The organism is Streptomyces sp. WI03-4A, from assembly GCF_033792105.1.
In the GTDB taxonomy this organism is placed as follows: Bacteria; Actinomycetota; Actinomycetes; order Streptomycetales; family Streptomycetaceae; genus Streptomyces; species Streptomyces collinus_A.
This window is the reverse complement of record NZ_JARAUO010000004.1, coordinates 132,527-142,452: the sequence shown is the minus strand read 5'-3', so window position 1 is coordinate 142,452 and position 9,926 is coordinate 132,527. Positions and strand designations below refer to the sequence as shown.

Annotated in this window: 10 protein-coding genes and 1 pseudogene; 7 read left to right on the top strand and 4 right to left on the bottom strand. The window is 71.2% G+C overall.

Translation table 11 applies throughout. The features are described 5' to 3' along the window. Nucleotides 1-97: 97 nt before the first annotated feature. The 4 genes from PV343_RS07130 (at nucleotide 98) to PV343_RS07115 (ending at nucleotide 2,941) form a co-directional block, all read left to right on the top strand. Nucleotides 98-301, top strand: a complete 204-nt coding sequence (locus PV343_RS07130) for an MbtH family protein (RefSeq protein ID WP_319145909.1) — start codon at nucleotides 98-100, stop codon at nucleotides 299-301. A gap of 127 nt (nucleotides 302-428) precedes the next feature. Continuing rightward, entirely contained in the window at nucleotides 429-941 is a 513-nt protein-coding gene (locus PV343_RS07125; RefSeq protein WP_319145908.1) for a GNAT family N-acetyltransferase, read from the top strand. Nucleotides 942-1,027: 86 nt separating this feature from the next. Beyond that, nucleotides 1,028-1,804, top strand: a complete 777-nt coding sequence (locus PV343_RS07120; RefSeq protein WP_319145907.1) for an adenosylcobinamide amidohydrolase — start codon at nucleotides 1,028-1,030, stop codon at nucleotides 1,802-1,804. A gap of 420 nt (nucleotides 1,805-2,224) precedes the next feature. After that, the gene (locus tag PV343_RS07115) at nucleotides 2,225-2,941 is read left to right on the top strand and encodes a TetR-like C-terminal domain-containing protein (RefSeq protein ID WP_319145906.1); all 717 of its coding nucleotides are present in this window, start codon (nucleotides 2,225-2,227) and stop codon (nucleotides 2,939-2,941) included. 222 nt (nucleotides 2,942-3,163) lie between these two features. Here PV343_RS07115 and PV343_RS07110 read toward each other — a convergent pair whose 3' ends face one another. Beyond that, entirely contained in the window at nucleotides 3,164-4,054 is an 891-nt protein-coding gene (locus PV343_RS07110; RefSeq protein ID WP_319145905.1) for an ADP-ribosylglycohydrolase family protein, read from the bottom strand. A gap of 329 nt (nucleotides 4,055-4,383) precedes the next feature. Between PV343_RS07110 and PV343_RS07105 the strand changes: the two genes are divergently transcribed. Together PV343_RS07105 and PV343_RS40350 are read left to right on the top strand one after the other, a co-directional pair. Continuing rightward, entirely contained in the window at nucleotides 4,384-5,592 is a 1,209-nt protein-coding gene (locus tag PV343_RS07105) for a cytochrome P450 (RefSeq protein WP_319145904.1), read from the top strand. A gap of 225 nt (nucleotides 5,593-5,817) precedes the next feature. Beyond that, nucleotides 5,818-5,899: pseudogene (locus PV343_RS40350) on the top strand (AAA family ATPase); the annotation flags it as partial. Here the strand turns inward: PV343_RS40350 and PV343_RS07100 are convergent. Next, on the bottom strand, nucleotides 5,894-6,817 hold the full coding sequence (locus tag PV343_RS07100; RefSeq protein ID WP_319145903.1) for a LysR family transcriptional regulator: 924 nt from the start codon (nucleotides 6,815-6,817) through the stop codon (nucleotides 5,894-5,896). The pseudogene PV343_RS40350 and the gene PV343_RS07100 overlap by 6 nt on opposite strands. 305 nt (nucleotides 6,818-7,122) lie before the next feature. Between PV343_RS07100 and PV343_RS07095 the strand changes: the two genes are divergently transcribed. Beyond that, nucleotides 7,123-7,668, top strand: a complete 546-nt coding sequence (locus PV343_RS07095) for a cupin domain-containing protein (protein ID WP_319145902.1) — start codon at nucleotides 7,123-7,125, stop codon at nucleotides 7,666-7,668. Nucleotides 7,669-8,017: 349 nt separating this feature from the next. Here the strand turns inward: PV343_RS07095 and PV343_RS07090 are convergent, their stop codons facing one another. Then, nucleotides 8,018-8,764 (bottom strand): MBL fold metallo-hydrolase, encoded by a 747-nt coding sequence (locus PV343_RS07090; protein WP_319145901.1) that lies wholly within the window; start codon nucleotides 8,762-8,764, stop codon nucleotides 8,018-8,020. 97 nt (nucleotides 8,765-8,861) lie between these two features. Next, the gene (locus tag PV343_RS07085) at nucleotides 8,862-9,836 is read right to left on the bottom strand and encodes a GlxA family transcriptional regulator (RefSeq protein ID WP_319145900.1); all 975 of its coding nucleotides are present in this window, start codon (nucleotides 9,834-9,836) and stop codon (nucleotides 8,862-8,864) included. Nucleotides 9,837-9,926 lie beyond the last annotated feature (90 nt).

The following is a 9,926-nucleotide window of genomic DNA, read 5'->3' as shown; positions in this document are numbered from 1 at the left end:
ACCCCGCCCGCCGGCCCGCGCCCCACCGCCGCCCGCCCAACACGCTGCCCGCCACACATCCGAGCCGCCCCGAACCGAGAGAGCGAGACCGACAGACATGGACGAGAACACCCGCTACCAGGTGCTGCGCAACGACGAGGAGCAGTACTCGCTCTGGCCCGTCGACGTGGAGGTGCCCGCCGGCTGGCAGCCCGTCGGCAAGGAGGGCACGGAGGCGGAGTGCTCCGCCTACGTGGACGAGGTCTGGACCGACATGCGCCCGCGCAGCCTGCGCGAGCGCATGGAGAGCGCCGAAGCCTGACGCGTTCCGCGCCGCCACGAGGAACGGGCCGGGGCGGGGGCCGGGTGCGTCTGGCACACGCACCCCGGCTCCCGCCCCGCCTCTCCACCCACCCACTCGACTGTCCGTCCGTTCAGGGGGAGCCCTCATGACACCGGTCCTGCACACCGAACGTCTCACGTTCCGGCCCTACCGCCCCGAGGACGAGGACGTCTTCGTGGCCCTGCTGCGCGACGAGGAGGTCTGCCGCTGGATGGGCCAGGAACGCGTGCCGGAGGCCGACATCCGCACGCTGTTCCGCGCCATCCTCACCGACGTCTACCCGCAGCGCAGATTCGACGTCTGGGGACTGTGGCACGAGGAGGTCTACGTCGGTCACGCGGAGGTGAAGAAGACCGGCAACGTCGACGGCCACGAACTGGTCACCGCCCTCGCCCCCGGGCACTGGGGCCAGGGCCTGGGCACCGAGGCGGTCCGCGGCCTGCTGCGCCACGCCGCCGACAACCTGGGCCTGAAGGAGGCGTACGGCATGGTCGGCGGCGACAACACCGCCAGCCTGGCCATGTGCCGCCGACTGGGCTTCCGCCACGTACGCGACGTGGTCGGCGACGACGGCACCGTGAGCAAGATGGTGGTGATCCCGACGACGGACCAGCACTGACGCCGGCGGCGCGACCTTGCAGGTGCGGAACACCTACTAGGCTTTGCCGTGAAAGTGGAGCCGGCCGAATGCGGGACGTCCTGTCGATGAGTGCTGTCATTCCGCCGCCCCGCACGGTCGGCGGCCGTTTGCTGCCGACACGGATGCTCACCCGTGTCGAAGACGGCGAGCAGTTGCACGCCCTGCTGTGGCGGGCGGGCGCCGGGTGGCGGATGATCAGCAGCGCCGTACTCGGGGGTGGTCTCGGCGAGCGTGAGTGGGTACTGAACGCCCAGGTGGCCCACGGCTATCGCCGCACCGACCCCCACCGCCACCTCGCCGACCTGGCCCGAGCGGCCGGGGTGTCCGGTCCCGGCGTCGGAGTCATGACAGCGGCCGACGTCCGGGCGTACGGTCGCGCACACGACGCGGGCGTCGAGGCGGTCGTCACCGCGGGAATCGCGGTGCGGGGCTGGGCAGCCGTCCCGGCCGAGGAAACGTTCGCGCCCGACCACCCCGGCACCATCAACATCATCGTCGCGCTTCCCGTTCCCCTGACCGACGCGGCTCTGGTCAACGCGGTCGCCACCGCGACCGAGGCCAAGGTGCAGGCTCTGCTGGGCGCTGGTTACGACTGCTCCGGTACGCCGACCGATGCGGTGTGCGTCGCCGCCCGCACCCCGGACGCCGCTCAGGACGCGCAGGCCTTCGCCGGACCCCGCTCGCTGTGGGGCGCCCGGCTGGCCAGAGCCGTCCACGCGGCCGTGCGCTCGGCTGTCATGACCGGAACCGCCGGTGACCCGGCCCCGGCCCAGCCCCGCCGGCCGGATACGCCACGCGTCCCGACGCCGGCGGGAAGCAAGAGATGTTCGAGGGACGCCTGAGAAAGGTGCTCGGCCTGGCGGGAGCGCACGACCGACTCCGTCCGGGCCAGCCACTCCTCCAGCACCGGCTCCGGCGGCCGGCGCCGAACTCGCACCTGGTACACCACCGAGCGTCGGCAGCACTGCCGCGGGCCGCCACCCCCGAGGAGAACGGCACCCCGCGGCCGGGCGAGGACACGACGGAGCGGTCCGTGGAGCAGCGGGACATCACCGCGCCCACCCCGCTCCTTGGCGCTCCCGTCGGCACCGTATCCTCCGGCTCCGCGAACTCACCCAAGATCCTTCGTCAGACAGAACCTGGCCACCGTTCCGCGCCAACGGACCCTGGTAACGGGCCCCTTGGCCAGAACTGGCCGCAATCACGCCGTATTACCCGCCACGTAATCGACGCGATGCAGTACCTCTGACAGGGTCGGGATCATGACGACTTCCGAAGCCCATGACACCCACCAGGACAGCCCCGAGGCGGCCGTCTCCCGACTGAAGGCCGAGGCGGGCGGCCGCCTCGCGGCCCGGCACCGCGTCGACCTGGACCCGGCCGAGCTGGCCCGAGCGGCCGGCGTCGACCCGACCCTGATCGAGGAGCGATTCCCGGACCGGGACGCCCTGTTGACCGACCTCGTGCTGGCCGCCTACAACGCGATGGGCGACAGCGCGGAGCGGGCCGCGGCCGAGGCGGAGAAGGCCGGGGCCGAGCTGCTGGGCCGCTGGGTCGCGTGCTGCGAGGGCGTCCGCGCGTGGGCCCTCGACCACCCCGAGGAGTACGTGCTGATCTGGGGCCGCCCGGTGCCCGGTTACGACGCCCCGCCGGAGACGATGGCCGCGGGCGCCCGCACGGTCCTGGTCCTGCTCGGCCTGGTCCGCGAGGCGTTGGCGGCCGGCGAACTCGCCGTGGACCACGTGCCCGCGCCCGAGCTGTCCGAGGGCATGGCCCGCACGATCGAGCCGCTGGCCCAGGGCATGCTGAGCGGCCTGCCCACCCCGGTCATCACCCGCATGCTGATCGTCTGGACCCAGCTGCACGGCATGGTCGGCTTCGAGGTCAACGGCCATATCGCCGGCGTCGCCGCCGACCCGGCCGCCTTCTTCACCCACGCGGCCACCGCCATGGGCCAGTACATCGGCCTGCCCCACTGATCCCGTGATCCTCCAGCCGTGCTCTAACCGGCGTCCCCAGGGACGTACGAAGACCGCTTCAGTGACTGACGACGAACTGTTCGAGGCCGTCCGCGCCCGTTCGGAGGCGGGACGGCCCACTGATCTCTGAATTCTCCGTGACTTCGGCTGTGCGATGTGGACGCTGCTCGATAAGCAGCGAGGCGCCCCCTCAGACGCCTGAACTCATCCTGACAGGGGTTCTCACTCCGTCACGAGAGGGGGCAGCGGTTCACAGGCGGCGTGCCAGGCAGGGGGGAGCGCAGCGACGCCCGTGCGTGCGGCGATCACCCCGCCGGCAATGGCGCAGGTGGTGTCGATGTCGCCGCGCCCCGCAACGGTGAACCACAGGCCCTCGTGCAGGTCGTCGAGGTGCCCCGCCGCGCACCACAGGGCGTACGGGACCGTGTCGGGCCCCGACATCCGGTACCCGGAGCCCAGGACCTCCGCGGCGTGCCGAACCGAAGCGCGCTCCGGCATTCGGGCGGCGATCCGTATGCCCGACCGGACGTCGCTGTCGGGGAGCCGCTCGGCGACTGCCTGAAGGAAGTCCGACCTGGCCGGGGCGGTCCCGCCCCGGCTGCGGGTGGCCAGCGCCGCGGCCAGGGCGACCGCCACCGCACCGGTGACCGCCTCCGGATGCTGGTGCGACACCGCGCTCTGCCGGGCGGCCTGCTCAGCGACCGCATCGAGGTCGGCGCTGTGCCAGGCGCCGAGCGGAGCGGCGCGCATGGCTGCGCCGTTGCCCCAGGAGCCCTGTCCGCCGAACTGTTCGGCGACCACCTCCTGCCAGGGCTCGCCCGCGCCGATCCGGCGGAGCACGTCATGCATCGAGGCTCCGTACCCGCGGTGCGTGTCCTCGGCGTAGGCGGCCGCGAAGCGCAGGGCGAGGCGGTCCTGGTCGACGGTGCCGCCGCCCTCGACGAGTTCCCGTACGAGCACCAGTGCTTGAGCGGTGTCGTCACTCCACCGCCACAGCGGTTCCGAGGGCAACGTCCGCGCCTCCAGTGCTGTCAGACCGTCCCTGCGCAGGATGCCGAACCAACGGTCACCGAAGGCGTCGCCGAACGCGAGTCCGTACAAGGAATCCAGCACAGCAGTAGGCACGTTGATCACCGGTGCAGTATCGCAGTGTGATGTCTCTCCTGCGCTCCGGTTTCTGAGCGGCTCCCGCACCTTTGCGCGCACCGACCCCGCCTCCGGTCGCCAAACATCATCACGAGCATCCGGAGGACCGGGAGAAGGGCCGAGCTGGCTTGCAGCCACCGGCCCTTCCTGGCGACGCCGGCCCGGCCGTGTGTGGGAGGCCGGGTCAGTGGCCGGTCACCGGGATGTCAGCCGGCGGTGCTTGTGTTCTCCGGTCGGAGCACCGCCGCCGGGGACGACGTGTGGCGCGGGCATTCGTTCACCAGGAAGGGGAGACCGTGCGCGTTGCATACCCCGCTGTGCTGGACTGGCCGCTGGCCCGCGTCTGTCCGCTGTCGCCGCCACCGGCCCTGGGTGTCGTCCGTGACGGGCCGCCGACGCTGGTCCGGCTGCCGGCGGTCGCCGGTGAGGAACAGCGGGTCTGGTTGATCACCCGCTACGAGGACGTGAAGGCCGCGCTCAAGGATCCCCGGCTGAGCGCCGACGAGACCCGGCCCGGCTTTCCGCTGCGCATCCCCGTGCCCACCGACGACCGGCCGAGCGGGTTCCTGCGCATGGACGATCCCGAGCACGGCCGGCTGCGCAGAATGGTCGCCCCCGAGTTCACGGCGCGCCGGGTGCGCATGCTGCGGCCCCGGCTCCAGGAGCTGACCGACCGGGCGGCCGACGCCCTGGCGGCCGGTCCGCACCCCGCGGACCTGGTGCGGGACTTCGCGGCCCATGTGTCGGCGCTGGTCATCGCCCGGCTGCTGGGGATACCGGACGAGCACACCGCCTTCTTCCTGGAGCAGACCCGGATCCTGCTCACGGACGGCGACCCGGCGCTCTCCCTGGCGGCGCACCACCGGATCATCGCCTTCCTGGACGAGACCGCACGCGCCAAGGAGAAGCAACCGGGCGACGACCTGGTCAGTCGTCTGGTCACCAACCACGTGGCCACCGGCGAACTCGACCGCGCCGACCTTCTCGGAATCCTGAAACTGTTGCTCATCGCGGGCCATGAGTCGACGGCCACGCAGATCGCCTTCAGCGCGCTGAGCCTGCTGACCGACGACGGGCTGCGCGCGGAGGTCCTCGCCGACGGCGGGGCCCTGCTGCCGGCGTTCGTGGAGGAGTCGATGAGGTTCTGGTCGATCATCCAGGACAGCGTCGTACGCCAGGCCACGGAGGACGTCCGCATCGGGGAGACCCTGGTCGGCGAGGGCGAGTCGGTGATGATCAGCCTGCTCGCCGCCAACCACGACGCCACGGTCTTCCCCCGTCCCGAGCGCCTCGACATCCACCGGGACGCCTCCGGTCATCTGCTGTGGGGCCACGGCGCTCATTTCTGCCTCGGCGCGTCGCTGGGGCGCCTGGAGGTGACGCTCGCCCTCGGTTCGCTCTTCACCGCGTTGCCGACGCTCCGCCTGGCCTGCGAGGTCGGTCAGCTCCGCCTTCGCGAGCATCCCGTCTTCCACTCCCTCACCGAACTGCCCGTCACCTGGTGAGCGACTTCCGCAACTGCGCCGGGGATTGCCACTCTTGTCTCCCCACCCGTGCGTCGCTGATTTCAACACGGCCGACTGGGCAGGACGCGTGCGGGTGGGGAAGCTAAACCGTCTGGCAAGACACACCTGGCCATCGGGCTGGGACTCAAGGTCGCCCAGGCGGGTGGATCGGCCCCGTTCGACACCGCGAGCAACTGGATCGTCCGCCCGGCCGCGGCCCACGCCGCGAACCCTTTCTTCCAGTTCGTCGCCTCGCGCTACGAACAGGGCTCTGTGATGGTTGACCTCGAACCTGCCCGACTCAAGAACTTGCACCGCCTTGGCCGACTGCTGCTTCACTCGGGTCGGGGGCGCCGGCTGCCGGTACGCGTCGTAGCCCGAGACGGGCGGGGAGTTGGGGGGCGACTGCCGCGAGTTCATGAGCGGGGGGTCGGCGGGTGACCATGAACAGGGTGAGGTGGCCGGGCAGGGGAGCGGGGGACAGGCGGTCGGTCTGTTGAGCGTAGGCGCGTGCGAGTCCGCGGGGGAGTACGGCCGGGCACTGCAGAAGGCGGGCCATCCGCACGGCGGTCTCCGCGGTGGCGGCGGAGCGGACTCTGGCGCCGAGTTCACTCAGTCGTTCATGCATGGCGTCGGTCGACATGTCGTAGGTGTAGGCCACGGCATCGAGGCCGGCAAAGGGGCGCCGACCTGTGCCGACCGTCACGCCGGCGGGTGTCAGGACGGTCAGCCTGTCGCTGCCGACAGGCACCGCACTCACCGTGGCGGGCAGGCGCATCTGGTTGGCGACGGCGACGAAGGCCGCGTCGAGTGATCCTTCACCGACGTCGGCCGTCAGCCGGTCGCCGTGTTCGACGACTTGGTGGATGGTGGCGTCCTTCAGCAGTTCTTCCAGGGCGGGGAACAGCCACGGCGCGAGGCTGCTGAAAGTGCCGACGGTGAAAGTGCGCGCGTGTGCTGCTGCCCGGGTGCGGTCGAAGATCGTGCCGAGGTGGTCGAGCACGTGCGCTGCCTCCACACACAGCGCGCGACCAGCCGGTGTAGGCCTGGCCCCGGTGGTGTTGCGGTCGAAGAGCCGCTCTCCTATGCGGCGTTCGAGGGCGGCCAGGCGGGTGCTCACGGCCGGCTGGCTGATGAGCAGTTCCCGTGCGGCCGCACCCAGCGAGCCGTGGCGCGCGACGGCTTCGACGAGTCTGAGATCCGAGACAGAAGGTAATGAGGTCATAGGCTCAGGTTATGAGGAGTCACGCTGATTCTCCGGCTACCAGCGGTTGTTCGCCTGCCGGAAGATCGAGACGTGAACACAGGACGGGACATCGCCGCCATGCCGGGCACGACCTTCGTGACCTGGATGGGCCAACGTGCGACCGCCGTGGCGCTGCCACTGGTCGCACTGGCCGGTACCGCCTCGGCCTCGGCGTGCGCGGCACCTCCGTCCCGCCTGCGACCACCCGCTCGGCCATCGCCCCCATAGCCCTGCCGGGCGCCCTGCGGCCGCCGACGAGCCCGTGGGCGCTCCAGCCGTACGCCATGTACTGGCCGGCCTGCCCCGATCCACCCTTCGATACAAGGAGAACAACCGTGGCTACAACCACCCCGTCCGCTGTGCTCGTACGTGCCTCCCAGGCCGAGACCCTTGCCGACGGCCCCACGAGCCTGATCACCCTGCTGGCGGACGCCGAAGCGACCGACGGCGCGCTGACCGCGAACCGCGCCACGCTACAGGCGGGTTCGGCCGGAACGCCCGCGCACTTCCACACCCGCGCCAGCGAACTGCTGTTCGTCCTGGGGGGCGAGCTTCGGGCCCTGGCCGGAGATCAGGTACACACCCTGACCGAAGGGGACTTCCTCCTGCTCCCCCCGCGCCTGCCGCACGCCTTCGCCCCCGTGCCGGGGCGGGACGCCGACGTACTGGTGGTCTTCACCCCAGGACTGGCCCGATTCGACTACTACCGGCTGTTGGAGCGGGTCGCCCGGGGCGAGGCCACCGTGCAGGACATCCGCGACTCCTCCGAGCGCTACGACAACCACTACATCGACAGCCCCGCCTGGCGCGAAGCCCTGCAAGAACGCTGACGGACAGCACGGCACGACCTGCCGGGGGAGGCAAGGTTCCCCTGGCGGGCCGGTCGGTGTTGCAGGTCGCGGACCAGCGCGCCAGGCCGACCGGACTCGGTGGCACAGCGCCCGTGCATGACCCAGGAGACATTCCTGCGCCTGACAGGACAGCACCTCATGATACGGTCGGGGTCCGTCTGCCTGTTCTCGGGCAGATCAACACACGATGCAGGACATGCCGCAGGTTGGCTGACGGGTTGCCGGCCCCGGGCCGCCCGATCCAGGGTCGGCAGGGTCCGCAGCACGCCGGGTGGAGCGAGCGGGCCGGAAGCGGGCTGCGCTACCCCCTCCCGAGCGAACTGGCGCCTCACTCGTCGCGCGTGGCAAGGCGTCCGGCCGCGTTGAGCCGTGCGAGGCGGTCGTGTTCCTTCTCGGCCCACCGCCGCACCCGGATGGGATCCAGGGCGGTGCCGTGGCCGACGTGCAGGCAAGCGGGGTTGAGGGCGAGCATCTCGCGCAGGCTGGCGAGGTTCTGCAGGGAGTCGTCATGGAAGGGCGGATTGGCGGGCCTGCCGGGGATGAGCCCCATGAAGGAGCCGGCGATCAGGTCGCCGGCGACGAGGTCGCCGTCGTCGGTGAGGACGGAAACCGATCCGGCGGTGTGGCCGGGGGTGGGCATGATGCGCGCCGCGAGGCCGAAGTCCTCCAGGCTCGTCTCGCCGCGGACCAGCACCGCGGGCTCGAACGGCTCGGCCCGGACATGGAGATTCCGGTTGCGGGCCATGAGACGGCCCATCGGGCCGGTGGGCAGATACGGTTCGCGGACCCGGCCCGAGCGGTACGGTCCGAGGTCGGCGATGTGGCCGGCGAGGGGCGCGCCGGTGAGCCGGTGCAGTTCGGCGGCGGAGCCGAAGTGGTCGATGTGGCCGTGGGTGATGACGATCAGTGAGACGTCGGCGGGATCGACGCCGAGGGCGGTGATCCGATCGTGGATCTTGTGGCCGCTGCCGGGGGTTCCGGCGTCGACGATGACGGGACGACGGCCGAGCAGCAGGTAGGCGTTGATGTTGTGCCGGCCCATGACCGGGATAGGGACGACCTTCGTGTGGGACACGGTTCTCCTTTGAAGGGTGCTGGTCGATGGCGCGTGCGGGCATGGCGAAGCTCGGCCGGCGGGAGGCGTGCCCGGCGGGCGGTGCGGGTGGTGAGGGTCAGAAGCGGCGGCGGTACTCGGCCGGGGTGGTGCCCAGCCGCCGACGGAAGACGCGGTGCAGCGTTTCTACGGAGCCCAGGCCGCTAACGGCGGCGACCTCGGACAGGCTGTGGTCGCTGTCCTCCAGCAGGCGCCGCGCGGCCTCCAGGCGGGCCGCCTCCACGTAGGCGGCCGGTGTGGTGGAGGTGCGCTGATGGAACAGACGGGTGAAGTGGCGCGTGCTCAGGTGCGTGCGGGCCGCGAGGGTTTCGAGGGACAGGTCCTCGGCGAGGTGTTCGGCGATCCACCTGCGCAGTTCGTCGATCCGGTCGTCCGAGGCGCCCTGGACGGACAGTGGCACACTGAACTGGCTCTGCCCACCGGAGCGTTTGACGTACATCACCATCATCCGGGCGGTCGCGAGTGCGAGATCCTGGCCGTGGTCCTCGGCGACCATGGCCAGCGCCATGTCCATCCCCGAGGTGACGCCGGCACAGGTCCACACCCGCCCGTCCCGAATGAAGATCGGATCAGGTTCCACCCGCACCCCTGGGTGTTCGGCGGCCAGCCTGTCCGCGGTGAGCCAGTGCGTCGTGGCGGGCCGGCCCTCCAGCAGCCCCACAGCGGCCAGCAGGTGCGCCCCCGCACAGATCGACCCGATCCGCCGGGCCCGGGGTGCCGCACGCTGCAGCCAGCTGGTGACCTCGTGGTCGAACACCGGCTCCACGCCGCCGTCGACGAGTTCGATCGCCCCCGGCACCAGCAGGGTGTCGATCGGGCCGGCCACATCGTCGAAGGCCAGGTCGGCCATCAGCCGCACCCCGCTGGAGGTGGTCACCGGGGCGCCGTCGGCCGTCGCGATCCGCACGAGGTAGCCGGGCCGGTCGGCTCCTCCGACCCGGGAGGCGACGGAAAACACCTCGGCCGGTCCGGTGGCGTCCAGCAGCTCGATGCCGGGAAAGGCGACGATCAAAACGCGGTGCGGTTGGGGCATGCCCCTGATCATTCCGCCCGACCCGACATGGCTGCAATGACCAGGATCTGTCACATCAGGCCATCGGGATGGGTAGCCGACGGCAGGGCC

Bases quoted from the DNA above. Each gene is read 5' to 3' on its own strand.
- PV343_RS07125 (WP_319145908.1), top strand. From the start codon at position 429: ATGACACCGGTCCTGCACACCGAACGTCTCACGTTCCGGCCCTACCGC.
- PV343_RS07095 (WP_319145902.1), top strand. From the start codon at position 7,123: ATGTACTGGCCGGCCTGCCCCGATCCACCCTTCGATACAAGGAGAACA.
- PV343_RS07120 (WP_319145907.1), top strand. From the start codon at position 1,028: ATGAGTGCTGTCATTCCGCCGCCCCGCACGGTCGGCGGCCGTTTGCTG.
- PV343_RS07130 (WP_319145909.1), top strand. From the start codon at position 98: ATGGACGAGAACACCCGCTACCAGGTGCTGCGCAACGACGAGGAGCAG.
- PV343_RS07115 (WP_319145906.1), top strand. From the start codon at position 2,225: ATGACGACTTCCGAAGCCCATGACACCCACCAGGACAGCCCCGAGGCG.
- PV343_RS07100 (WP_319145903.1), bottom strand. From the start codon at position 6,817: ATGACCTCATTACCTTCTGTCTCGGATCTCAGACTCGTCGAAGCCGTC.
- PV343_RS07085 (WP_319145900.1), bottom strand. From the start codon at position 9,836: ATGCCCCAACCGCACCGCGTTTTGATCGTCGCCTTTCCCGGCATCGAG.